This window comes from Streptococcus constellatus, assembly GCF_902167705.1.
Lineage (GTDB): Bacteria > Bacillota > Bacilli > Lactobacillales > Streptococcaceae > Streptococcus > Streptococcus constellatus_A.
Genome location: NZ_CABHMZ010000026.1, coordinates 45,449 through 68,941, shown reverse-complemented (window position 1 = coordinate 68,941; position 23,493 = coordinate 45,449). Strand labels below are relative to the sequence as shown.

Here is a 23,493-nt window from a genome sequence, read left to right as displayed (position 1 = left end):
CTCTTTTCATATTCAAAATTATTTTGTGAAAACTTTCCTTATATCAAGAAAACTTTTAGAAAATATGATATAATAGTTTCGTATAAAATAGAAAAAGGAGTTTTTGTAACATGGCAAAACTTACTGTTAAAGACGTTGAATTAAAAGGTAAAAAAGTCCTTGTTCGCGTTGATTTCAATGTGCCGCTTAAAGACGGAGTTATCACAAATGATAACCGTATCTCAGCTGCTCTTCCAACAATTAAGTACATCCTTGAACAAGGTGGACGCGCTGTTCTCTTTTCTCACCTTGGACGTGTGAAAGAAGAAGCTGATAAAGAAGGTAAATCTCTTGCACCAGTTGCGGCTGATTTAGCTAAAAAATTAGGTCAAGATGTTGCTTTCCTTCCAGGAGTGACTCGTGGAGCAGAGCTTGAAGCAGCTATCAATGCTCTTAAAGACGGTGAAGTCCTTTTGGTTGAAAACACTCGCTTCGAAGATGTAGATGGCAAGAAAGAATCTAAAAACGATCCAGAACTTGGTAAATATTGGGCAAGCCTTGGAGACGGTATCTTTGTAAATGATGCATTTGGTACAGCTCACCGTGCGCACGCATCTAATGTTGGTATCTCAGCAAACGTTGAAAAAGCAGTTGCAGGTTTCCTTCTTGAAAACGAAATTGCTTATATCAAAGAAGCTGTTGAAAATCCAGTTCGTCCATTCGTAGCCATCCTTGGTGGTTCAAAAGTTTCTGACAAGATCGGTGTTATCGAAAATCTTCTTGAAAAAGCTGATAAAGTCCTTATCGGTGGTGGTATGACTTACACTTTCTACAAAGCTCAAGGTATCGAAATCGGTAACTCACTTGTTGAAGAAGATAAATTGGATGTTGCAAAAGCTCTTCTTGAAAAATCAAACGGTAAACTCATTTTGCCAGTTGACTCTAAAGAAGCAAATGCTTTTGCGGACTACACTGAAGTGAAAGATACTGAAGGTGAAGCAGTAGACCCTGGTTTCCTTGGACTTGATATTGGTCCTAAATCAATCGCTAAATTTGACCAAGAATTAACTGGTGCGAAAACAGTTGTTTGGAATGGTCCAATGGGTGTCTTTGAAAATCCTGACTTCCAAGCTGGTACAATCGGTGTTATGGACGCTATTGTGAAACAACCAGGCGTGAAATCTATCATCGGTGGTGGTGACTCAGCAGCTGCAGCTATCAACCTTGGTCGTGCAGACAAATTCTCATGGATTTCTACAGGCGGAGGCGCAAGCATGGAGCTTCTTGAAGGTAAAGTATTGCTAGGATTGGCTGCTTTGACAGAAAAATAAGGTGGTCAGTCAGAAATCTTTGATTTCGTAGATTGTCACTTCGGATTTTTAGGTGACAACTTCAACTCATCCACTGGAAGGGTTGAACCCCGCAAGGCTGAATAGGTTGGTCACGAGCTTCGCGCAGTGAACTGCCATTTAGCTACTGGGATATAAGTAGATGAAAAGAGCTGGATGTCAGCTCTTTTCTAGTGCATACGCTAGATTTTCCGCGAAACGAAGTGAGCTAAGAAAATCAGTGGAGGTAAAGATAAAGTACTGTAAGGACTTGTAGCACTTACTGAACAATAATTCTAAAGGAGACTGGAACAAAAAATTTCCAGTCTCAAATTTATGTAATCATAAATGATGACTGCAGTAGCTGATTGCTCACAGCAGTGCTTGAAAGTTGCAGTTAGGACTTGTGGAACATGTTTCCGCTTTTTAGAATGAAAAGAAATTGTTTTCATTTCTTGTAATCATTATTATCTTTTCTCTAAAATATGTTAGAATAAAGATAAAAGGAAATGCATGAATGGGTTATTTTAAGAAGTACAAATTTGATAAATCGAAATTTAAATTAGGAATGCGGACCTTTAAGACAGGAGTTGCCGTTTTTATCGTTCTTCTTGTCTTTGGGCTTTTTGGCTGGAAAGGGTTACAGATTGGTGCTCTGACGACCGTTTTCAGTCTGCGCGAAGACTTTGATAAGAGCGTTCATTTTGGGACCTCTCGTATTTTAGGGAATAGCATTGGCGGTTTCTATGCCTTGCTCTTCTTTCTTATCAATAATCTGTTTCATGAGCAGTTTTGGGTAACTTTGTTAGTCGTTCCTATTTGTACTATGCTAACGATTATGACAAATGTTGCTATGAACAACAAGGCGGGGGTAATTGGTGGCGTTTCTGCCATGTTAATCATTACCTTGTCCATTCCGACAGGAGAGACTATTTTATATGTTTTTGCACGGGTATTTGAAACCTTTATGGGTGTATTCGTTGCCAGTCTGGTCAATTCTGATGTGGATCGTCTGCGGAAGGTGTTAAAATTAAAAAACGAAGAATGATGTCAGAAAATATAACATGAATTCTTGACATAGAAATTTTTTCAGATTATAATAGAGCATAAGAAAGGAATTTGCAATGAAGGAAAAGGAATTTCGTCGCAATATGGCTGTTTTTCCCATTGGTAGCGTTATGAAATTGACGGATTTGACAGCACGTCAGATTCGTTATTATGAAGATCAAGAATTGATTAAGCCTGATCGAAATGAAGGAAATCGCCGCATGTATTCATTAAATGATATGGATCGCTTATTGGAGATTAAAGATTATATTTCAGAAGGTTACAATATCGCTGCGATTAAGCGGAAGTATGCTGAGCGCGAAGCGAAATATAAAAAGCCGGTGAGCGAGAAAGATGTTCGTCGAGCCCTTCATAAAGACATTTTACAACAAGGTCGCTTTGCTTCTTCCCTTCCACCATTTGGTCGGATGCATTGACCAATATCAATTTTTTTAAATTTCATAAGGAGATACTCATGCCAATTACAGTAGCTGACATTCGTCGCGAAGTAAAAGAAAAAAATGTTACCTTTATCCGTTTGATGTTTTCGGATGTTTTAGGAACGATGAAAAACGTTGAAATTCCAGCGACAGATGAACAGCTGAATAAAGTTTTATCCAATAAAGTGATGTTCGATGGTTCTTCTATCGAAGGTTTCGTGCGTATCAACGAGTCAGATATGTATCTTTATCCTGACTTGGATACATGGACGGTTTTCCCTTGGGGAGACGAAAACGGAAGTGTCGCAGGACTGATTTGTGATGTCTATACAACAGAAGGAACGCCTTTTAAAGGGGATCCGCGTGGAAATTTGAAACGTGCTTTGCGTCACATGGAAGAATTAGGATTCAAATCCTTTAATTTAGGTCCTGAGCCAGAATTTTTCCTTTTCAAATTGGATGAAAATGGCGACCCAACTCTTGAGGTAAATGATAAAGGTGGCTATTTTGACCTTGCTCCGACTGACCTGGCTGACAATACTCGCCGTGAAATCGTCAATGTCCTTACAACAATGGGATTTGAAGTAGAAGCCAGTCACCATGAGGTAGCTATCGGTCAGCACGAAATTGACTTTAAATATGATGAAGTGCTCCGTGCCTGTGATAAGATTCAGTTGTTTAAGCTAGTTGTTAAGACGATTGCCCGCAAGCATGGTTTGTACGCTACTTTTATGGCGAAACCAAAATTTGGTATTGCCGGCTCAGGTATGCACTGTAACATGTCACTCTTTAATCAAGATGGTCAAAATGCTTTCTTTGATCCAGAAGATCCAAATGGCATGCAATTATCAAAAACGGCCTATTATTTCCTTGGCGGTCTGATTAAGCATGCTTACAATTATACAGCTATCATGAATCCGACTGTCAATTCTTACAAACGTTTGGTTCCTGGCTATGAAGCTCCTGTGTATATTGCTTGGGCAGGACGGAACCGTTCTCCGCTTGTTCGTGTACCAGCTTCACGCGGTATGGGAACACGCTTGGAATTGCGCTCTGTTGATCCAATGGCTAACCCTTATATTGCTATGGCGGTTCTTCTTGAAGTTGGACTTCATGGGATTGAAAATAAAATTGAAGCACCTGCTCCAATTGAAGAAAATATCTATGTTATGACAGCAGAAGAACGTAAAGAAGCGGGTATTACAGACCTTCCGTCTACTCTCCACAATGCAGTGAAAGCACTAACAGAAGATGAAGTTGTAAAAGCTGCCTTGGGTAGCCATATCTATACAAGTTTTGTAGAAGCAAAACGCATCGAATGGGCAAGCTATGCCACTTTCGTTTCCCAATGGGAAGTAGATAACTACCTTGATTTGTATTAAAAAGTTGGAAACGAGGCTTAGAAAAGTCTCGTTTTCTTATCTGATGAATGAGAAATCACTCATCAGAAGAATGCCGCTTTTTCTACATTTTTGAGCAAATGACGAAAAAATGGAGCATATTTATTGAAAATTATGACATTTTCGATATAATAAACAGAACAAAGGGAGGTGAAGCAGGTGTATTGTGTGATTGAAATGTATGGTAAAGATGAACCTTGGTGGTTTTTTGATGATTGGGAAGCTAATATCGTATCTGTACAACATTTTGATGACTATTATACTACTTTAAAGTATTATAAGCGCCAATGGCTGAAGTTAGCAGCTGCTTTTCCTTTCTACAAAAGTCGAAGTGATTTAATGTCTATTTTTTGGGATGCAGGAGATTTGCGCTGGTGTGAGGAATGTAGTGATTCTGTCCAGCAATACCATTCTCTCGCTTTGTTGGAAAATGATAGTGCCATTCCTAAAGAGAAATGGAGACCGGGCTATAACAAACAAAATAGTGAAGAGGAACATCGTGCTTGCTCTCTAACGTTTAAATAATTTACAAAATGGTGATTTTTCATCATTTTTTTATTTTCTTCTGCGAATAGTATAAAGTGAGGAGGAGATATGGTTCAAAATATTGCACAGGCTATTATTCGCCAAGCTAAGGAAGAACAGGCGCAGGACATTTATTTTGTTCCAAAGGAAAATGTGTACGAGCTGTATATGCGAATTGGTGATGAACGGCGTTTTATGCAACAGTATGCATTTGAAGAACTGGCAGCGGTGATTAGTCATTTTAAGTTTACAGCTGGGATGAATGTCGGCGAAAAACGTAGAAGCCAACTCGGTTCTTGCGATTATCGATATGGTGACAAGAAAGCGTCACTCCGATTGTCAACGGTAGGGGATTATCGCGGATATGAAAGTCTGGTAATTCGTCTATTGCATGATGAAGAAGCAGAGTTGAAGTTTTGGTTTGCTCAAATTTCAGAGTTGAAAGAATGCTTTAAACAACGCGGACTTTACCTTTTTTCAGGACCGGTAGGAAGTGGCAAAACGACTCTCATGCACCAACTAGCTCAAGAGCGTTTTGCTGGTCAGCAAATCATGTCCATTGAAGACCCTGTTGAAATTAAACAAGCTGACATGTTGCAATTGCAACTCAATGAAGCGATTGGTTTGACTTATGAAGGTTTGATTAAACTCTCTCTTCGACATCGACCGGATTTATTGATTATCGGAGAAATCCGAGATGCGGAGACGGCGCGGGCAGTTGTACGGGCTAGCTTGACAGGAGTGACTGTCTTTTCAACGATTCATGCTAAAAGCGTGCGAGGTGTCTATGAACGGTTGCTAGAATTGGGAGTGACAGAAGCAGAGCTGAAAATTGTCTTGCAAGGGATTTGTTACCAACGCTTAATTGCGAAAGGAGGAATAGTGGATTTTGTCAGTGAAAAGTATCAAGAACACGAGCCAAGCGACTGGAATCGACAGATTGATCAGCTTTATGCAGCAGGACATATCAATCTTGAGCAGGCAGAAGCGGAAAAAATTATCCACAGTTAAGCAGAAAAAGGTCGTAGAGTTGCTGAATAATCTTTTTTCTAGCGGCTTTCATTTGGCAGAAATTATTGACTTTTTGAAGCGGAGCGCCCTGTTAGAAAAAGCTTATGTAGAAAAGATGAAAGAGGGTTTAGCAACAGGAAAACCTTTTTCAGACATCATGGCAAGCTTAGGCTTTTCAGATAATGTGGTGACACAGCTTTCATTGGCGGAGTTACACGGAAATCTCTCACTCAGCTTGAGTAAGATTGAGGAATACTTGGAAAATGTCTCAAAAGTCAAGAAAAAGTTAATTGAGGTAGCCACTTATCCATTCATTTTACTCATCTTTTTAGTGTTCATCATGTTAGGGCTGCGCAATTATTTGCTTCCGCAGTTAGAGCGTCAAAATGTAGCAACGCAGCTGATTAGTCAGTTGCCGCACATTTTTCTGGGGTCACTAGGAGTAGTCCTTGTTTTGTTCGCGATAGGTTTTTATTGGTTTAGAAAAAGCTCAAAAATAGTAGCCTTTGGTTTGTTGGCTCGCCTTCCTTTTTTGGGCACTTTTATTCAAACGTATTTGACAGCTTATTATGCGAGAGAATGGGGAAATATGATTGGTCAAGGTTTAGAACTTAGTCAGATTTTTCAGATGATGCAAGGGCAACGCTCTGCTATGTTCCAAGAAATTGGGAAAGATTTAGAAATTGCGTTGCAAAATGGTCAGGAATTTTCACAAGTAGTGAAATATTATCCATTTTTTAAAAAGGAATTAGGCTTGATAATTGAATACGGTGAAGTGAAATCCAAATTGGGGTGTGAATTAGAAGTTTATGCTCAAAAAACACGGGAGATATTTTTTAAACGTGTTCATCAAGCAATGAATGTTATTCAGCCACTAGTGTTTGTCTTTGTGGCCTTGATGATTGTATTGTTATATGCAGCCATGTTGCTGCCAATTTATCAAAATATGGAGGTTCAATTATGAAAAAATTAAAAAGTTTGAAGGTTAAAGGTTTTACTTTAGTAGAAATGTTAGTCGTGCTTCTTATCATTAGTGTTTTGATGCTCTTGTTTGTGCCGAATTTGACCAAGCAAAAAGAAGCGGTAACGGAAAAAGGAAATGCAGCTGTGGTAAAAGTTGTGGAAAGCCAAGCGGAGCTGTTTGAGGTCAATCACACCAATGAAAAAGCGACACTCTCAAAATTAGTCAACGAAGGCACAATAACAGACAAGCAAGCGGCCTCCTATAAGGCTTACTATGCGAAACATACAAAAGAAGCTCGTTCCATTGCAGATTAAGGGATTTACGCTTTTGGAAAGTTTGCTGACCTTATTTGTAACAAGTTTTTTATTGCTTGTGGTATCGGGCTCTGTTCGTTCTTCTTTTGAACAGGTGGAAGAGCAGATTTTCTTTCTGGAGTTTGAGCATTTTTATCGGGAAAGTCAGAAGTTGAGCAGTTCAGCTCAAAGTCAGTTGGATATGAATTTTTCTCGTGAGAGGATTTCCAATGGTTACACACATTTGGCGGTTCCTCGCTCGATTCAAGCTCCAGATGATTTGACACTTCATTTTGATAAGGCAGGTGGTAATTCATCGCTCGGAAAGATTGTGTTTCAGACAAAAAAGCAGACAATTACATATCAATTATATCTAGGAAATGGGAAATTTAAGAAAACAACACGTTAGAGGAACGATTTTATTAGAAGCGCTGCTGGTTTTAGGTGTTTTTGCGACCATTGTGACCCTGTTGTTAGGGCAAATTCACCAGTCTCGAAAAGTCGAAAATGATTTGCTGAGAGAAGAAGAAGTTCTAAGGGTAGCTAACATGGCCTTGCAGACAAAGCAAAGCTATTTAACAATGAACAGTATTGAAGTGCGTGTTGAAAAAAGTCAACAAGGTATCCAGATTTATCATGGGAAGGAGCTGATTCTTGGTGTTCAAGGCAAATAAAGTGAAAGCTTTTACCCTTTTAGAGGCTCTGGTTGCCCTCTTTGTCATTAGTGGAAGCGTGTTGCTGTTTCAATCTATGACGCGGCTTCTGGCTTCTGAGGTCCAAGCTCGGCAACACAGTGAACAACGAGAATGGCTTTTGTTTGCTGACCAACTAGAAGCGGAATTAGTTCGTTCTTCATTTGAAAAAGTGGAGAACAATCGTTTATACATGAAGCAGGACAGCAAGGTGTTTGCATTTGGAAAGTCAAGTGGACAAGATTTCAGAAAAACCAATGCGAATGGGAGAGGTTACCAGCCTATGGTTTATGATGTGAAAAAAGCAGAAATCTCACAGAAAAATGAGCTGATTCATATTAGATTGACATTTAAGCGGGGATTGGAAAGGGAGTTTGTCTATCGTGTGGAAACAAAAAGTTAAAGCAGGTATTATGCTCTATGCCCTTTTTATAACAGCTGTTTTTAGCTTGCTTTTGCAATTTTATCTTCATCGTCAAACTGCTAATCATAGGAATTTCACCCTAAACCGAGAACGAACACAGGCTTATGCAATGGCGGTTCTAGCCAACGAAAATTCTAAGCAAAGGGAATTTGATAAAGGGCATGTGCAAGACCAAAAGGGTGAGAAAGAGCTTATCCTGACCGTAACAATGAAGACTGGTCGTCGTTATCAATTTTCTTTTCCGCTTGAGAAGACCAGCCAAATCAATGACAAACTAGACAAATAAGCGAGAATAGAACTGTATGTAAGTAACTGAGACCTTGCTCGCAAAAAGAGTTAAATTTTGGTATGATAGGGAGCGGAGGATGCTATGAATTTTGAAAAAATAGAACAGGCTTATACGCTTTTGTTAGAAAATGTCCAAGAGCTCCAAAATGCTCTTTTAACGAATTTTTATGATGCTTTGGTAGAACAAAATGGGATTTATCTGGATGGAAATACAGAGCTAGCTACTGTCAAAAAAAATAATGAAACACTCAAATCTTTGAAATTAAACAAAGAAGAATGGCGCCGAGCATACCAATTTTTGCTGATGAAAGCAGCTCAAACAGAGCCTTTGCAAGCCAATCATCAATTTACTCCAGATTCTATCGGGTTTATCTTAACTTTTCTCATTGATCAATTCAGTAAAAAAGAAAACATTGATATTTTGGAAATTGGGAGCGGAATGGGAAATTTGGCAGAAACCATTCTCAATAATACAAAGAAAAATGTCGATTATCTAGGGCTGGAATTGGACGATCTGCTAATTGATATATCAGCCAGTATCGCAGATGTGATGGACGCAAAAGTTAGTTTTGTGCAAGGTGACGCAGTACGCCCACAAGTATTGAAAGAAAGCGATGTGATTATTAGCGATTTACCAGTTGGCTTTTATCCTGATGATAGCATTGCGGCGCGCTATGAAGTGGCTAGTACACAGGAGCATACCTATGCTCATCATTTGTTAATGGAACAATCGCTCAAGTATCTCAAGTCAGGCGGTTATGCTATTTTCCTTGCACCAAATGATTTATTGACTAGTTCGCAAAGTGATTTGCTGAAAACTTGGCTGCAAAATCATGCGCAGATAGTTGCGATGATTGCATTACCAGAGTCTCTTTTTGGAAATGCAGCGTATGCCAAGACAATTTTTGTACTGAAAAAGCAAGATGAACAAGCTGTTCAGCCATTTGTTTATGCTTTGTCTGATTTGCAAAATCAAGCTGATTTATTGACATTTAGCGAAAAATTTCAAAATTGGAGCTAAGAAAGTGAAATTTAAACAAGTTTTTGATATAATGAATGAAAACGCTTAAAAGAGGTAACTTATGTCAAAAACAATTTCAATCAATGCCGGAAGTTCTAGTTTAAAATGGCAATTATACGAAATGCCAGCTGAAAAAGTCATTGCCAAAGGGCTGATTGAACGAATTGGTCTTAAAGATTCCATTTCAACGGTAAAATTTGATGGTCGTGCGGAAAAACAAATTTTAGATATTGATGACCACACACAAGCTGTAAAAATTTTGTTAGATGATTTGATGCGCTTTGATATTATTAAATCCTATGATGAAATCACAGGTGTCGGTCATCGCGTTGTTGCAGGTGGTGAATATTTTAAAGAATCTGCACTTGTTGATAGCGAAGAAGTGATTCAAAAAGTAGAAGAATTGGCACTTCTTGCACCGCTTCATAACAAAGCTAATGCAGCAGGAATTCGTGCCTTTAAAGAATTGTTGCCAGACATTACAAGTGTCGTTGTGTTTGATACGTCATTTCATACAACAATGCCTGAAAAGGCTTACCGTTATCCATTACCAACTAAGTATTATACGGAAAATAAAGTGCGTAAATATGGAGCGCATGGAACAAGTCATCAGTATGTTGCCAAAGAAGCGGCTAAAGTGCTTGGTAAGCCATTGGAAGAGCTCAAGCTGATTACTTGTCATATTGGGAATGGCGCTTCTATTACAGCGGTTGATAAAGGAATTTCTGTAGATACCTCAATGGGCTTTACTCCGCTAGGTGGCGTGATGATGGGAACTCGCACAGGGGATATTGATCCGGCTATCATCCCTTATTTGATGGAGCATACAGATGATTTTAATACACCAGAAGCTATTAGCCATATTTTAAATCGGGAATCCGGTCTTCTAGGAGTTTCTGAAAAATCCAGCGATATGCGAGACATTCATGCGTCCATGCGTGCGGGTGATGAAAAATCACAATTGGCGAATGATATGTTCGTTGATCGCATTAAGAAATATATTGGACAATATTTCGCCGTATTAAATGGTGCAGATGCAATCATTTTCACCGCAGGGATTGGTGAAAATTCAGTTACCATTCGTCGCCTAGTTATTGAAGGAATGTCTTGGTTTGGCTGTGATGTGGATCCGGAAAAAAATGTTTATGGCACTTTTGGCGACATTTCAACGTCAAATGCAAAAGTACGGGTTCTGGTTATTCCAACCGATGAAGAGTTAGTTATTGCGCGTGATGTTGAACGATTTAAAAATCAAAAATAAAATTTTAAAAAGTTGAATTTATAGCAATAATATTTAAGAAGAGGCTGGGGCATCCAGTCTTTTTCGTTTCTAGTTAGTAAAAACATTGATGAAATGGATGCCTGATGTTTTTGAAACATGCAATGTAAATAAAGATGCCTAACTCTACTAGTAGAGAAATAAGCTCTTTTAAAGTCTTTTGATTTCCTCTATACTTTCTTTTTGAACTATACCAATTTTATTGTTGACAAATTCACAATAAAATTATATACTGACTTAGCTTGTTTTGTATAGATATTATTAGACTATACCAATTTATAAAATAAAGGAGGATATAGCAATTTAATTGCTATAAGTATCAATATGTGTGGAATCGTTGGAGTTGTTGGAAATCGAAATGCAACAGATATTTTAATGCAAGGTCTAGAAAAATTAGAATACCGGGGTTATGATTCAGCTGGAATTTTTGTGACAACTGGGAAAACATCTAGCTTAGTCAAATCGGTTGGTCGCATTGCTGACCTTCGTTCAAAAATCGGGATTGATGTAGCTGGAACGGCTGGTATTGGTCACACACGCTGGGCAACGCACGGAAAACCAAGTGAGAGCAATGCACATCCGCATACGTCTCAAACTGGACGCTTTGTTTTAGTGCATAATGGCGTTATTGAAAATTATCTAGATATCAAGAATACTTATCTTGCTGGACATGACTTGAAAGGTCAGACAGATACAGAAATTGCGGTTCACTTGATTGGAAAATTCGTTGAGGAAGAGAATTTATCAGTTCTTGAAGCATTTAAAAAAGCTCTTCATATTATCGAAGGCTCTTATGCTTTTGCTTTAATGGATGCAGAGGATGCAGATACAGTTTATGTTGCCAAAAATAAATCACCGCTTTTGATTGGCTTGGGAGAAGGCTACAATATGGTCTGTTCAGATGCTATGGCGATGATTCGTGAAACAAGTGAATTTATGGAAATTCATGATAAAGAATTGGTCATTGTGACAAAAGATAGTGTTCAAGTGCAAGATTATGATGGTAATCCTGTTGAACGTGAAAGCTACACAGCAGAGCTTGATTTGTCTGACATTGGTAAAGGCACTTATCCTTACTATATGCTGAAGGAAATTGATGAGCAGCCAACCGTGATGCGTAAACTCATCCAAGCCTATACGGATGAGAATGAGCAAATTTCAGTAGATCCAGCTATTATCAAAGCTGTTCAAGAAGCCGATCGCTTGTATATTTTGGCAGCTGGAACTTCTTATCATGCTGGTTTTGCGACCAAGCGCATGCTGGAAGAATTGACAGATACACCGGTTGAACTAGGCATTTCTTCTGAATGGGGTTACAGATGGCCATTGCTCAGCAAGAAACCAATGTTTATCCTAATTAGCCAATCAGGTGAGACGGCTGATAGCCGTCAGGTTTTGGTCAAAGCCAATGCTATGGGGATTCCGAGCTTGACGGTAACCAATGTACCAGGTTCAACGTTGTCTCGTGAAGCGACTCACACGATGTTACTTCATGCAGGACCGGAAATTGCAGTAGCTTCCACCAAGGCTTACACAGCGCAAATTGCGACTCTTGCATTCCTTGCGAAAGCAGTTGGAGATGCCAATGGCAATGAAAAAGCGAAGCAGTTTGATTTGGTGCATGAATTATCCATTGTGGCCCAAGCCATTGAGGCGACGCTATCTGAAAAAGACAATATTGACGAAAAAGTGCGTGATTTGCTCGCTACAACACGCAATGCCTTCTATATTGGTCGAGGGCAAGACTATTATGTTGCTATGGAAGCCAGCTTGAAATTAAAAGAAATTTCCTATATCCAGTGTGAAGGCTTTGCTGCTGGAGAGTTAAAACATGGAACGATTTCCTTGATTGAAGACGGTACACCAGTAATCGCCTTGATTTCGTCCGATGAGCAATTGGCTAGCCATACCCGTGGAAATGTGTCAGAGGTCGTAGCGCGTGGTGCAAATGTCTTGACTGTTGTGGAAGAAAATGTAGCAAAAGAAGGAGACGATATTGTTTTAATGTCTGTTCATCCATACCTGTCGCCAATTTCTATGGTCGTGCCAACACAGTTGATTGCCTATTTTGCAACATTGCATCGTGGACTTGACGTAGACAAACCACGGAATTTAGCTAAGTCTGTTACCGTAGAATAGAAAGAAAGGATCATCAAGTACAGTGCTTGGTGATTTTTTTGCCCCATTGAGATAAAGTGGAAATTTGATTTTCATAGATTATGTAAAATATAAACATTTAAACTAGAAAGACTAATATTAAAGCGATTTTTAAAAAAGAAAAACATAAAAATTATGTAAATTTTTTCTAAAAATCTATTGACTTTTTTATTTTTATAGTATATAATTACATTTGTAAACGTAAAGGAATAAAATCCGTTACACTCGTCCAAACAAGATGAAATTCCTAGCTGTGTTCAGTTAAAAGGATTTCATCTCTATTTTGGAAGAGATTAAAAATTATGTAAACTATTGACTGCCTTTTATAAATATAAATCCAAAAGATAGAGTTGCTCACTTTGTCTTATATTTTAAGCAGTTGCAAAAATTATGTAAATTAACAAATGAGGTACAGATATGAATAACAACTACAACAACTTTGATAATATGGATGATCTTTTCAATCAATTGATGGGAAGAATGGGAGGTTTTAATAGTGAAAACCGGCGTTATCTCATCAATGGACGCGAAGTGACACCAGAAGAATTTGCACAATACCGAGCAACGGGAAAACTGCCGAAACAAGCAGTGGAAGGTCAAAATCCGCAAATGCAAACGCAAACGGGCACTCCAAAACAAGATGGCATTTTAGCAAAATTGGGTCGCAATTTGACAGAAGAAGCGCGCCAAGATATGCTTGATCCCGTCATTGGACGCAATAAGGAAATTCAAGAAACAGCTGAAATTCTATCTCGTCGAACGAAGAATAATCCAGTGCTAGTCGGAGATGCTGGGGTTGGTAAGACCGCAGTTGTCGAAGGTTTGGCACAAGCGATTGTCAACGGCGATGTCCCTGCTGCTATTAAAAATAAGGAAATTATTTCTGTAGATATTTCTGGATTAGAAGCAGGTACGCAATATCGCGGCAGTTTTGAAGAGAATATTCAAAATTTGGTGTCTGAAGTGAAAGAAGCTGGCAATGTCATTCTCTTCTTTGATGAAATTCATCAAATCCTCGGTGCCGGAAGTACAGGTGGAGACAGCGGTTCTAAAGGTTTAGCGGACATTTTGAAACCAGCTCTTTCTCGTGGGGATTTAACGGTGATTGGTGCGACGACGCAAGATGAATACCGCAATACCATTTTGAAAAATGCGGCTTTGGCTCGCCGTTTCAATGAAGTAAAAGTAAATGCTCCGTCTGCAGAGGATACTTATAAGATTTTGCAAGGAATTCGTGATTTGTACGAAAAACACCACAATGTTATCTTGCCAGATGAAGTGTTAAAAGCGGCTGTGGACTATTCGATTCAATATATTCCACAACGCAGTTTGCCAGACAAAGCGATTGACCTGGTGGATGTGACAGCGGCTCACTTGGCAGCTCAACACCCTGTTACAGATGTGCATGCAGTGGAACGTGAAATTGCAGAGCAAAAGGCAAAACAAGAAACTGCGGTTGAAAAAGAAGATTTTGAAACGGCTTTGAATGCTAAGATGCGCATTGAAGAGCTGGAAAAGAAAATTGAAAATCATACAGAAGATATGAAAGTGACAGCAACTGTCAATGATGTGGCAGAGTCTGTAGAACGCATGACGGGTATTCCTGTTTCCCAAATGGGCAGCAGCGATATTGAGCGCTTGAAAGAGATGAATGCGCGCTTGAAGACAAAAGTCATTGGACAAAATGAAGCGGTTGAAGCGGTGGCGCGTGCTATTCGGAGAAATCGTGCAGGTTTTGATGAAGGCAACCGTCCGATTGGTAGTTTCCTCTTTGTCGGACCAACTGGGGTCGGAAAAACAGAGCTGGCTAAGCAATTAGCGCTAGATATGTTTGGTACAAAAGACGCGATTATCCGTTTGGATATGTCTGAATACTCTGACCGTACAGCTGTGTCGAAGTTGATTGGTACAACAGCTGGCTATGTGGGCTACGACGACAATAGCAATACGTTGACAGAACGTGTTCGTCGCAATCCATACTCAATCATTTTGCTGGACGAAATCGAAAAAGCTGATCCGCAAGTCATCACGCTGTTACTGCAAGTCTTGGACGATGGCCGTTTGACAGATGGTCAAGGAAATACTGTCAACTTTAAGAATACAGTTATTATCGCTACTTCTAACGCAGGATTTGGCTATGAAAGCTTTACAGGCGATGAAGAAAAGGATATGAAAATTATGGATCGATTGAAACCATATTTCCGTCCAGAATTCTTGAACCGTTTCAATGCAGTCATTGAATTCTCTCATCTTGGTAAAGAAGATTTGGCTGAGATTGTTGAATTGATGCTGGATGAAGTCAATCAAACGCTTGCTAAAAAAGGCATCACTCTGACGGTAACGGATGCCGCAAAAGCTTATCTAGCAGAAGAAGGTTATGATGAAGTCATGGGTGTTCGTCCGCTTCGCCGTGTGATTGAACAACAAATCCGTGACAAAGTAACAGATTATCATCTGGATCATCTGGATGTGAAACATCTTTTGGCAGATCTTAAAGATAATGAATTAGTCATTGAGGAAACAACAGATAATCAAGGTGAAAAATAAATTCCGTTGTTCAAACGCTGAGAAATTTCTCGGCGTTTTTGGCTCCCATATTTTTCACAGTCCAAGAGTGAACAGTTGCTTGTGTAATTCTTGGTCTTTTTGTTACCGCTTACATGGTTTATAATAGGTTTATAAAGAACAAATAAAATAGAAAAAGGAGAGTTAAAATGAACATCATTTTAAACATTCTGAACTGGTTCTCGCAAAACATTTTGCAGAATCCGGCCTTCTTTGTAGGTCTCTTGGTTCTAATTGGCTATGCTCTGTTGAAAAAGCCAGCGCATGATGTCTATGCTGGTTTCATCAAAGCGACAGTTGGTTATATGCTGTTGAACGTTGGTGCTGGAGGTTTGGTAACAACTTTCCGTCCGATTTTGGCGGCTTTGAACTTTAAGTTTAAGATTGGTGCAGCGGTTATTGACCCTTACTTTGGACTAACAGCGGCAAATACAAAGATTGCAGAAGAATTTCCAAACTTTGTCGGAGCAGCAACAACAGCACTTTTGATTGGTTTTGGTGTCAATATCCTGCTCGTTGCTCTTCGGAAAATTACGAAAGTGCGGACGCTGTTCATTACAGGTCATATCATGGTGCAACAAGCAGCAACCGTTTCATTGATGGTTCTTCTCCTTGTTCCTCAATTGCGTAATAGCTGGGGCGTGCTGGCAATCGGTGTCATCTGTGGACTTTACTGGGCAGTTAGCTCCAATATGACAGTAGAAGCAACACAACGTTTAACTGGTGGCGGTGGTTTTGCGATTGGTCACCAACAACAATTTGCTATCTGGTTTGTGGATAAAGTTGCAGACAAATTTGGCAAGAAAGAAGAAAATCTTGACAACTTGAAATTACCAAAATTCTTGTCTATTTTCCACGATACAGTAGTTGCTTCAGCGACGTTGATGTTGGTTTTCTTTGGAGCCATTCTCTTAATCTTAGGTCCAGATATCATGTCAAATGCAAAAGTTATCACATCAGGTACAGTTTACAATCCTGCTAAGCAAGACTTTTACATGTATATCATTCAAACAGCCTTCACGTTCTCCGTTTATCTCTTTGTTTTGATGCAAGGTGTGCGGATGTTCGTAGCAGAATTGACCAATGCCTTCCAGGGTATCTCTAATAAATTGCTTCCTGGTTCATTCCCAGCTGTGGACGTTGCAGCTTCTTACGGTTTTGGTTCACCAAATGCGGTGCTTTCAGGCTTTGCTTTCGGTTTGATTGGACAATTGATTACCATTATGCTCTTGATTGTCTTTAAGAATCCAATTCTGATTATCACCGGTTTCGTTCCAGTATTCTTTGACAATGCAGCGATTGCGGTTTATGCGGATAAGCGTGGTGGCTGGAAAGCAGCGGTTATCCTGTCCTTTATCTCAGGGGTGCTACAAGTAGCGCTTGGTGCTCTCTGTGTGGCGCTTCTCGGTCTTGCTTCTTACGGCGGTTACCATGGAAATATTGACTTTGAATTCCCATGGCTTGGATTTGGTTATCTCTTCAAATACCTTGGTATTGTTGGTTACATTCTTGTCTGTGTATTCTTGCTGGCTATTCCGCAACTTCAATTTGCTAAAGCAAAAGACAAGGAAGCATACTACCGTGGTGATGTTCAAGCAGAAGAAGAATAAAAATAGATTTAAATATTGGAGGAAAATAATATGGTTAAGGTATTAACAGCGTGCGGAAATGGCATGGGTTCATCTATGGTGATTAAGATGAAAGTAGAAAATGCTCTACGTAAACTTGGGCAAACAGATTTCACAGTCAATTCATGCAGTGTGGGCGAAGCTAAAAGTTTAGCTTCTGGTTATGACATCGTCATTGCCTCTCTTCATTTGATTCATGAATTGGACGGACGGACAAATGGCAAATTGATCGGTCTGGATAATCTGATGGACGACAAAGAAATCACTGAAAAACTATCACAAGTACTGGAATGATGCGGCTAGAGGTTTGTCTCAGCCTCGTCGCTTAAGAAATTGATATAGAGGCTTTGGACGTTTGTCCAAGCCTCATTCGCTTAAAAGGATAGGTGAAACTGAAAACGCAGGAAAGTTGAAGTCTATTGTGCTTTTAAAGTAGCAGAGGATTTCTCTTTGCCAATCCGTTTTGAGTTTCCATTTTCTACGAAAGGAAGAAGCCATGAATTTAAAGCAAGCATTGATTGAAAACAAATCCATTCGTTTAGGGCTTTCTGCTTCGACTTGGCAAGAAGCGGTCAAACTTTCTGTTGACCCTTTGATTGAAAGCGGAGCTGTTAAGCCTGAATATTATGATGCAATCATCAAATCCACAGAAGGATATGGTCCTTATTATATTTTGATGCCGGGTATGGCGATGCCACATGCTCGTCCAGAAGCTGGTGTACAAAAAGATGCCTTCTCTTTGGTGACTTTGAAAGAGCCTGTAACTTTCTCAGACGGGAAAGGCGTGAGTGTCTTGTTAGCTCTTGCAGCAACGAGTTCAAAAATTCATACGAGTGTTGCCATTCCGCAGATTATTGCCCTCTTTGAATTGGAAAATTCTATTGACCGCCTATTAGCATGTCAAACAGAAGCAGAGGTTTTAGCCTTAATTGATGAGTCAAAAAATAGTCCTTATTTAGAAGGATTGGATTTAGATAGTTAGTAAATGGTTGTGTTTCAATATATTAGAAAATAGAAAGTGAGAAAATGATGTCAAAACGTCTTCCAAATTTACAAGTTGCACTAGATCATTCAGACTTGCAAGGAGCCATTAAAGCGGCTGTGTCGGTCGGGCATGAAGTGGATGTCATTGAAGCAGGAACGGTTTGTCTCTTGCAAGTCGGCAGTGAGCTGGTAGAAGTGCTGCGCAGTTTATTTCCTGATAAAATCATCGTTGCTGATACTAAATGTGCTGACGCTGGCGGTACGGTTGCTAAAAATAATGCCGTTCGCGGAGCGGACTGGATGACCTGCATTTGCTGTGCGACGATTCCGACTATGCAAGCCGCTCTAAAAGCGATTCAAGAAGAACGTGGCGAGCGCGGTGAGATTCAAATTGAACTCTACGGAGACTGGACTTATGAGCAAGCTCAGACTTGGCTTGATGCTGGAATTTCACAGGCTATTTATCACCAATCACGCGATGCACTTCTTGCTGGTGAAACTTGGGGTGAAAAAGATCTCAATAAAGTTAAGAAATTGATTGAAATGGGCTTCCGCGTGTCTGTAACGGGTGGTTTGAATGTGGACACGCTCAAACTTTTTGAAGGAGTGGATGTCTTTACCTTTATTGCTGGACGCGGCATTACAGAAGCTGAAAATCCAGCAGCAGCTGCGCGTGCTTTCAAAGATGAAATCAAACGAATCTGGGGGTAAGCCATGGCACGTCCGATTGGAATTTATGAAAAGGCGACGCCGAAGCATTTTTCTTGGCGGGAACGGTTAGAATTTGCCAAGGAAATGGGATTTGACTTTGTGGAAATGTCGGTTGATGAAAGCGATGCTCGGCTGGCACGTCTCACTTGGTCCAAAGAAGAACGCCTAGAGCTTGTAAAAGCTATCTATGATACAGGTATGCGGATTCCAAGCATTTGCTTTAGCGGTCATCGGCGCTATCCTTTAGGCTCAGACGATCCTGAGCTAGAAGCAAAATCACTTGAAACGATGAAACAATGTATTGAGTTAGCGCAAGATTTGGGTGTGCGAGTCATTCAATTAGCAGGGTATGATGTTTATTACGAAGAAAAATCCCCAGCCACGCGCGCTCGTTTCTTAAAAAATCTGCGCCGAGCATGTGATTGGGCTGAGCAGGCACAAGTCATGTTGGCTATTGAGATTATGGATGACCCATTTATCAACAGCATTGAAAAATATTTGGCTGTGGCAAAAGAAATCAATTCACCTTATCTTTTCGTCTATCCAGATACGGGCAATGTTTCTGCTTGGCATAATGACCTCTGGAGTGAATTTTATCTTGGTCATCAGGCAATTGCTGCGTTGCACTTAAAAGATACCTATGCCGTGACAGAGCATTCTAAAGGGCAATTTCGCGATGTACCTTTTGGCAAAGGTTGTGTCAATTGGGAAGAAATGTTTGCCGTTTTGAAGAAAACCAATTACCAAGGTCCGTTCTTGATTGAAATGTGGTCTGAAAATTGTGAAACGGTGGAAGAAACCAAAGCCACTATCAAAGAAGCGCAAGATTTCCTTTATCCACTCATTGAGAAAGCGGGGTTATGAAATGTTAGTACCAGAATTACGAGAACGTGTCTATAAAGCCAATATGGAGCTTCCAGAGCATGGTTTGGTGAAATTTACCTGGGGCAATGTCTCGGCGATTGACCGTGAAAAGGGTTTGATTGCCATTAAACCTTCCGGTGTGGCGTATGAAGAATTATCTCCAGAAAATATGGTTGTGACGGATTTGGACGGTAATATTGTCGAAGGAGACTTAAATCCATCGTCCGATTTGCCGACGCATGTCGAGTTGTATAAAGCGTTTCCAGAAGTTGGTGGCATTGTTCATACGCATTCGACAGAAGGCGTGGCTTGGGCGCAGGCAGGGCGTGATATTCCTTGCTATGGCACGACGCACGCTGACACTTTCTACGGGGCGATTCCTTGCGCTCGTGCTCTGACAACTGAAGAAATCAATGGCGAGTACGAAAAAGAAACAGGAAAAGTCATTATTGAAGAATTTGCCAAGCGTGGCTTAGATCCGCTCGCAGTAGCGGGTGTGACCGTCCGCAACCATGGACCATTTGCTTGGGGCAAGGACGAAAAGTCTGCTGTTTATAATGCAGTTGTCCTTGAAGAAGCTGCTCGTATGGCACGCTATACGGAAGCTATCAATCCAACTGTTGCAGAAGTACCGCAAGATCTCAAAGATAAGCATTACTTGCGGAAACACGGAAAGAACGCTTACTACGGACAGAAAAAGTAATTATGAAAAATCAAGGAGGAGGACGACTACCATGATTGAGAATAGTCATGATGTTGGTTCCTCGCCTTGCTTTTCTCATTTTGCTATGAAAAAGCGCTAAAAATGACCAAAATAACGAATAAATTCTTTCAGTCTCATGTGAATGATATGTGAAAAATGTTATAATGGTTTGTAATCCCTTTCAAGGAGTAAATGATGATATTATTGGACCAAACAAGTTGTGACTTACTAAGATACCTCATTCAGTTGGAAGAGCCAGAAACGATTATGACCATTTCACGGGCGACGCATCAATCGCGGAGGAAGATTTATTATCATTTAGAAAAAATCAATGATGCTTTAGCGGAGGCTGGTGAAGTGATTAGTAGCCGTCCGAGAGTAGGGATTGTCTTAACTGCACAGCAAAAGGAATTGTGCCAATCTTTGCTGGAAGGAGTCGATTCTTATAGTTATGTCATGAGCATGACCGAGCGTATGCAGCTGACTGTTCTATATATTTGTGTTGCAAAAGAGCGTGTCACCATTGAAAAACTGATGGAATTGACAGAGGTATCTCGCAATACGGTTTTCAATGATTTGAATGAAATCCGCAATCAATTGGCTTCGGAGCAGTATCAAGTTAATCTCACTTCCACGAAAGCGCAAGGATATTTTTTAAAATGTCATCCGCTCAATAAAATCCAATATGTTCATTCTCTCTTGTACCACATTTTTGTAGAGGGAAACCATAGTTTTGTAACGATTTTAACGGAGAAGATAAAAAACTTTGTCGGTGAAGAAATTCTTCTGTCCGATGACTTACAGGATTTTCTCAATCAAAGAGTGCAAGATGTGGAGCAGGATTTGGGCAAGAAAATCAATCGCCATGAAATCAAATTCATGCTGCAAGTTTTGCCCTATCTACTGTTGAGCTGTCGCAATATGGCTTTGAATGAGGAAGAGCAAGAAGACTTGAAGCGTGAGTTTACCTTGATTCGCAAGCGGATAGAATACCAGGCAGCCAAACATTTGAATCGCAATTTATGGACGACATTTGGCTTTCAGTTAAATGATATTGAGATTTCTCTTTTAGCTGTTCTGTTGCTTTCTTATCGGAAGGACAGGGATATTCATGCAACCAGTCAAGATTTTGTCCAATTAAAAGAAGCAATCGATGAGTTTATTTGGCGGTTTGAAGTCAGTTCGCATTTTGAAATTGAAAATAAAGAAGATTTGTTGCGAAATCTCTTGACACATTGCAAGGCTCTGTTATTTCGTAAAACTTATGGCATTTTGTCTAAAAATCCGCTGACGAGACAAATCAAGGAAAAATATGCGGAGTTGTTTGCAGTCACCAAGTCTTGCTCTGTGATTTTGGAGGAAGCATGGCTCATTTCACTAACCGACGATGAAGTTGCTTACCTTGCTCTTCATATGGGTGGATTTTTAAAGCACAATCATGCTGAAAAACAAGATGCCAAACGAATTTACTTAGTTTGTGATGAGGGAGTCGCTGTGCAGAAATTGCTACTCAAACAATGCTTGTATCATTTGCCGAATGAAGATTTAGGCGCTGTTTTTACGACAGAACAATTCAAAAGCGTTGAAGATATTTTAGATGTGGACTTATTGATTACGACAAATGATGGATTGGAAACCACTCTGCCAACGATACAGGTTCAGCCCATTTTGGATTACGAGGATGTATTGAATATTACTTCTTTTGTGAAAGATCAAGCTCTTTCTACTAAAGGTGTACGATTTAGTTAAGATTTAGAACGACTTTTGTCACAATACCTCAAGGATTCAACTCGCACACAAGAGCTGAAAAATAAAATTCAAAAACTTGTCAACGAAGAATTATTATCAACTTCAACGGAAGAATGAAAGAATAAGATGACTGGCTAGGGATAAAATTCCCTGCTTTTTTAGTTGTGAAAAATAGTCCAATCTTGAACACAGACATGTGCTTTATTTGGTCTTTTTTAATCTATTGAAGGGAGCTATACTAAGAATGTAGAATAAAATATCTTGAGGAGGAACGAACATGCCAAATGTAAAAGAAATCACAAGAGAATCTTGGATTTTATCCACTTTCCCAGAATGGGGAACCTGGCTCAATGAAGAAATTGAAGAAGAAGTTGTGCCAGAAGGCAACTTTGCTATGTGGTGGCTAGGCAACTGTGGTGTCTGGATTAAGACACCTGGCGGTGCAAATGTTGTCATGGATCTCTGGTCCAACCGCGGAAAATCAACCAAAAAGGTCAAAGACATGGTGCGTGGTCACCAAATGGCGAATATGGCAGGCGTACGTAAATTGCAACCAAATCTCCGTGTGCAGCCAATGGTGATTGACCCATTTGCAATTAACGAACTGGACTATTACCTTGTTTCTCATTTTCACAGCGACCATATTGACATCAATACTGCTGCAGCTATCGTCAACAATCCGAAATTAAATCATGTGAAATTTGTCGGTCCTTACGAATGTGGCAAAGTTTGGAAAAAATGGGGTGTTCCAGAAGAACGCATTATGATTATCAAACCGGGTGAAAGCTTCGAGTTTAAAGATATAAAGGTTACAGCTGTGGAATCCTTTGACCGGACCTGCTTAGTGACACTTCCAGTTGACGGTGCGGATGCTCAAGACGGTGAACTGAAAGGGCTTGCTGTAACTGACGAAGAAATGGCGCGTAAGGCAGTCAACTACGTCTTTGAAACACCTGGTGGTACGATTTATCATGGCGCAGATTCTCACTTCTCAAACTATTTTGCCAAACATGGAAAAGATTTCAATATTGATGTAGCGATTAACAACTACGGTGACAATCCAATCGGTATTCAAGACAAGATGACTTCGATTGATTTGCTTCGTATGGCTGAAAATCTGCGTGCCAAAGTCATTATTCCAGTTCACTACGACATCTGGTCTAATTTCATGGCTTCAACAGATGAGATTCTTGCCCTCTGGAAAATGCGCAAAGAGCGCTTGCAATATCAGTTCCATCCATTCATTTGGGAAGTCGGCGGTAAATACACTTATCCGCAAGACAAAGACAGAATTGAATACCACCATCCACGTGGTTTTGATGATTGCTTCGAGCACGATTCAAATATTCAATTTAAGGCTTTACTATAAAAAATTAAGTGGGAATTATCCGTATACATTGCGATATGCGGATAATTTTCATATAATGATAGTGTAGAATAT

General features: G+C 39.9%; 23 protein-coding genes and 1 pseudogene. All 24 read left to right on the top strand.

Translation table 11 applies throughout. The features are described from left to right. Positions 1–110 precede the first annotated feature (110 nt). The 24 genes and pseudogenes from FQ204_RS07630 (at position 111) to ulaG (ending at position 23,421) form a co-directional block, all read left to right on the top strand. Complete coding sequence (locus FQ204_RS07630; RefSeq protein ID WP_144210377.1) at positions 111–1,310, top strand: phosphoglycerate kinase; 1,200 nt, start codon at positions 111–113, stop codon at positions 1,308–1,310. 514 nt (positions 1,311–1,824) lie between these two features. Beyond that, positions 1,825–2,355 (top strand): FUSC family protein, encoded by a 531-nt coding sequence (locus FQ204_RS07625; protein ID WP_144210375.1) that lies wholly within the window; start codon positions 1,825–1,827, stop codon positions 2,353–2,355. A 76-nt stretch (positions 2,356–2,431) separates the two neighbouring features. Then, positions 2,432–2,791, top strand: coding sequence for a MerR family transcriptional regulator (locus FQ204_RS07620; protein WP_003028467.1), 360 nt, complete (start codon positions 2,432–2,434; stop codon positions 2,789–2,791). Positions 2,792–2,829: 38 nt separating this feature from the next. Then, positions 2,830–4,176 carry a type I glutamate--ammonia ligase gene (gene glnA / locus FQ204_RS07615; RefSeq protein ID WP_126466436.1) on the top strand — a complete coding sequence of 449 codons (1,347 nt, stop codon included), beginning with the start codon at positions 2,830–2,832 and terminating at the stop codon, positions 4,174–4,176. Between the two features lie 177 nt (positions 4,177–4,353). Then, positions 4,354–4,719, top strand: coding sequence for a DUF1033 family protein (locus FQ204_RS07610; protein ID WP_144210373.1), 366 nt, complete (start codon positions 4,354–4,356; stop codon positions 4,717–4,719). Positions 4,720–4,788: 69 nt separating this feature from the next. Beyond that, positions 4,789–5,730, top strand: coding sequence for a competence type IV pilus ATPase ComGA (comGA, locus tag FQ204_RS07605; protein WP_144210371.1), 942 nt, complete (start codon positions 4,789–4,791; stop codon positions 5,728–5,730). After that, the gene (gene comGB, locus FQ204_RS07600) at positions 5,672–6,694 is read left to right on the top strand and encodes a competence type IV pilus assembly protein ComGB (protein ID WP_260843571.1); all 1,023 of its coding nucleotides are present in this window, start codon (positions 5,672–5,674) and stop codon (positions 6,692–6,694) included. The genes comGA and comGB overlap by 59 nt, the downstream gene beginning before the upstream one ends. Next, on the top strand, positions 6,691–7,008 hold the full coding sequence (gene comGC, locus FQ204_RS07595; protein ID WP_144210367.1) for a competence type IV pilus major pilin ComGC: 318 nt from the start codon (positions 6,691–6,693) through the stop codon (positions 7,006–7,008). Before comGB ends, comGC begins: the two co-directional genes overlap by 4 nt. Next, positions 6,968–7,396 (top strand): competence type IV pilus minor pilin ComGD, encoded by a 429-nt coding sequence (gene comGD / locus FQ204_RS07590; RefSeq protein WP_186286703.1) that lies wholly within the window; start codon positions 6,968–6,970, stop codon positions 7,394–7,396. The genes comGC and comGD overlap by 41 nt, the downstream gene beginning before the upstream one ends. Continuing rightward, a complete protein-coding gene (comGE, locus tag FQ204_RS07585) occupies positions 7,368–7,661 on the top strand; it encodes a competence type IV pilus minor pilin ComGE (protein WP_144210365.1) in 294 nt (97 codons plus the stop codon). The genes comGD and comGE overlap by 29 nt, the downstream gene beginning before the upstream one ends. Then, positions 7,645–8,082, top strand: coding sequence for a competence type IV pilus minor pilin ComGF (gene comGF, locus FQ204_RS07580; protein WP_144210510.1), 438 nt, complete (start codon positions 7,645–7,647; stop codon positions 8,080–8,082). The genes comGE and comGF overlap by 17 nt, the downstream gene beginning before the upstream one ends. Beyond that, positions 8,063–8,389, top strand: coding sequence for a competence type IV pilus minor pilin ComGG (comGG, locus tag FQ204_RS07575; protein ID WP_260843569.1), 327 nt, complete (start codon positions 8,063–8,065; stop codon positions 8,387–8,389). The genes comGF and comGG overlap by 20 nt, the downstream gene beginning before the upstream one ends. 84 nt (positions 8,390–8,473) lie before the next feature. Beyond that, positions 8,474–9,412, top strand: a complete 939-nt coding sequence (locus tag FQ204_RS07570) for a class I SAM-dependent methyltransferase (RefSeq protein WP_144210363.1) — start codon at positions 8,474–8,476, stop codon at positions 9,410–9,412. A 61-nt stretch (positions 9,413–9,473) separates the two neighbouring features. Continuing rightward, on the top strand, positions 9,474–10,673 hold the full coding sequence (locus FQ204_RS07565) for an acetate kinase (RefSeq protein ID WP_144210361.1): 1,200 nt from the start codon (positions 9,474–9,476) through the stop codon (positions 10,671–10,673). Positions 10,674–11,015: 342 nt separating this feature from the next. Continuing rightward, the gene (gene glmS / locus FQ204_RS07560) at positions 11,016–12,830 is read left to right on the top strand and encodes a glutamine--fructose-6-phosphate transaminase (isomerizing) (RefSeq protein ID WP_144210359.1); all 1,815 of its coding nucleotides are present in this window, start codon (positions 11,016–11,018) and stop codon (positions 12,828–12,830) included. Between the two features lie 435 nt (positions 12,831–13,265). Continuing rightward, a complete protein-coding gene (locus FQ204_RS07555; RefSeq protein ID WP_144210357.1) occupies positions 13,266–15,395 on the top strand; it encodes an ATP-dependent Clp protease ATP-binding subunit in 2,130 nt (709 codons plus the stop codon). Positions 15,396–15,562: 167 nt separating this feature from the next. After that, a complete protein-coding gene (locus FQ204_RS07550; protein WP_144210355.1) occupies positions 15,563–17,023 on the top strand; it encodes a PTS ascorbate transporter subunit IIC in 1,461 nt (486 codons plus the stop codon). A 30-nt stretch (positions 17,024–17,053) separates the two neighbouring features. After that, on the top strand, positions 17,054–17,335 hold the full coding sequence (locus tag FQ204_RS07545) for a PTS sugar transporter subunit IIB (RefSeq protein ID WP_003032305.1): 282 nt from the start codon (positions 17,054–17,056) through the stop codon (positions 17,333–17,335). A 202-nt stretch (positions 17,336–17,537) separates the two neighbouring features. Beyond that, on the top strand, positions 17,538–18,023 hold the full coding sequence (locus FQ204_RS07540) for a PTS sugar transporter subunit IIA (protein WP_106101052.1): 486 nt from the start codon (positions 17,538–17,540) through the stop codon (positions 18,021–18,023). A gap of 47 nt (positions 18,024–18,070) precedes the next feature. Further along, positions 18,071–18,736 carry a 3-keto-L-gulonate-6-phosphate decarboxylase UlaD gene (locus tag FQ204_RS07535; protein WP_144210508.1) on the top strand — a complete coding sequence of 222 codons (666 nt, stop codon included), beginning with the start codon at positions 18,071–18,073 and terminating at the stop codon, positions 18,734–18,736. Positions 18,737–18,739: 3 nt separating this feature from the next. Then, the gene (locus FQ204_RS07530) at positions 18,740–19,600 is read left to right on the top strand and encodes an L-ribulose-5-phosphate 3-epimerase (protein ID WP_144210353.1); all 861 of its coding nucleotides are present in this window, start codon (positions 18,740–18,742) and stop codon (positions 19,598–19,600) included. A gap of 1 nt (position 19,601) precedes the next feature. After that, positions 19,602–20,303 carry an L-ribulose-5-phosphate 4-epimerase gene (locus tag FQ204_RS07525; protein ID WP_144210351.1) on the top strand — a complete coding sequence of 234 codons (702 nt, stop codon included), beginning with the start codon at positions 19,602–19,604 and terminating at the stop codon, positions 20,301–20,303. Between the two features lie 195 nt (positions 20,304–20,498). Beyond that, positions 20,499–22,169, top strand: a pseudogene (locus FQ204_RS07520) (BglG family transcription antiterminator). 160 nt (positions 22,170–22,329) lie between these two features. Then, positions 22,330–23,421 carry an L-ascorbate 6-phosphate lactonase gene (gene ulaG, locus FQ204_RS07515; RefSeq protein ID WP_144210349.1) on the top strand — a complete coding sequence of 364 codons (1,092 nt, stop codon included), beginning with the start codon at positions 22,330–22,332 and terminating at the stop codon, positions 23,419–23,421. Positions 23,422–23,493: the final 72 nt, after the last annotated feature.

What these genes read in the sequence shown, in the direction of transcription:
- FQ204_RS07630 (WP_144210377.1), top strand. Translation starts at nt 111, where the DNA reads ATGGCAAAACTTACTGTTAAAGACGTTGAATTAAAAGGTAAAAAAGTC.
- FQ204_RS07625 (WP_144210375.1), top strand. Translation starts at nt 1,825, where the DNA reads ATGGGTTATTTTAAGAAGTACAAATTTGATAAATCGAAATTTAAATTA.
- FQ204_RS07620 (WP_003028467.1), top strand. Translation starts at nt 2,432, where the DNA reads ATGAAGGAAAAGGAATTTCGTCGCAATATGGCTGTTTTTCCCATTGGT.
- glnA (WP_126466436.1), top strand. Translation starts at nt 2,830, where the DNA reads ATGCCAATTACAGTAGCTGACATTCGTCGCGAAGTAAAAGAAAAAAAT.
- comGA (WP_144210371.1), top strand. Translation starts at nt 4,789, where the DNA reads ATGGTTCAAAATATTGCACAGGCTATTATTCGCCAAGCTAAGGAAGAA.
- comGB (WP_260843571.1), top strand. Translation starts at nt 5,672, where the DNA reads ATGCAGCAGGACATATCAATCTTGAGCAGGCAGAAGCGGAAAAAATTA.
- comGC (WP_144210367.1), top strand. Translation starts at nt 6,691, where the DNA reads ATGAAAAAATTAAAAAGTTTGAAGGTTAAAGGTTTTACTTTAGTAGAA.
- comGD (WP_186286703.1), top strand. Translation starts at nt 6,968, where the DNA reads ATGCGAAACATACAAAAGAAGCTCGTTCCATTGCAGATTAAGGGATTT.
- comGE (WP_144210365.1), top strand. Translation starts at nt 7,368, where the DNA reads ATGGGAAATTTAAGAAAACAACACGTTAGAGGAACGATTTTATTAGAA.
- FQ204_RS07570 (WP_144210363.1), top strand. Translation starts at nt 8,474, where the DNA reads ATGAATTTTGAAAAAATAGAACAGGCTTATACGCTTTTGTTAGAAAAT.
- FQ204_RS07565 (WP_144210361.1), top strand. Translation starts at nt 9,474, where the DNA reads ATGTCAAAAACAATTTCAATCAATGCCGGAAGTTCTAGTTTAAAATGG.
- glmS (WP_144210359.1), top strand. Translation starts at nt 11,016, where the DNA reads ATGTGTGGAATCGTTGGAGTTGTTGGAAATCGAAATGCAACAGATATT.
- FQ204_RS07555 (WP_144210357.1), top strand. Translation starts at nt 13,266, where the DNA reads ATGAATAACAACTACAACAACTTTGATAATATGGATGATCTTTTCAAT.
- FQ204_RS07550 (WP_144210355.1), top strand. Translation starts at nt 15,563, where the DNA reads ATGAACATCATTTTAAACATTCTGAACTGGTTCTCGCAAAACATTTTG.
- FQ204_RS07545 (WP_003032305.1), top strand. Translation starts at nt 17,054, where the DNA reads ATGGTTAAGGTATTAACAGCGTGCGGAAATGGCATGGGTTCATCTATG.
- FQ204_RS07540 (WP_106101052.1), top strand. Translation starts at nt 17,538, where the DNA reads ATGAATTTAAAGCAAGCATTGATTGAAAACAAATCCATTCGTTTAGGG.
- FQ204_RS07535 (WP_144210508.1), top strand. Translation starts at nt 18,071, where the DNA reads ATGTCAAAACGTCTTCCAAATTTACAAGTTGCACTAGATCATTCAGAC.
- FQ204_RS07530 (WP_144210353.1), top strand. Translation starts at nt 18,740, where the DNA reads ATGGCACGTCCGATTGGAATTTATGAAAAGGCGACGCCGAAGCATTTT.
- FQ204_RS07525 (WP_144210351.1), top strand. Translation starts at nt 19,602, where the DNA reads ATGTTAGTACCAGAATTACGAGAACGTGTCTATAAAGCCAATATGGAG.
- ulaG (WP_144210349.1), top strand. Translation starts at nt 22,330, where the DNA reads ATGCCAAATGTAAAAGAAATCACAAGAGAATCTTGGATTTTATCCACT.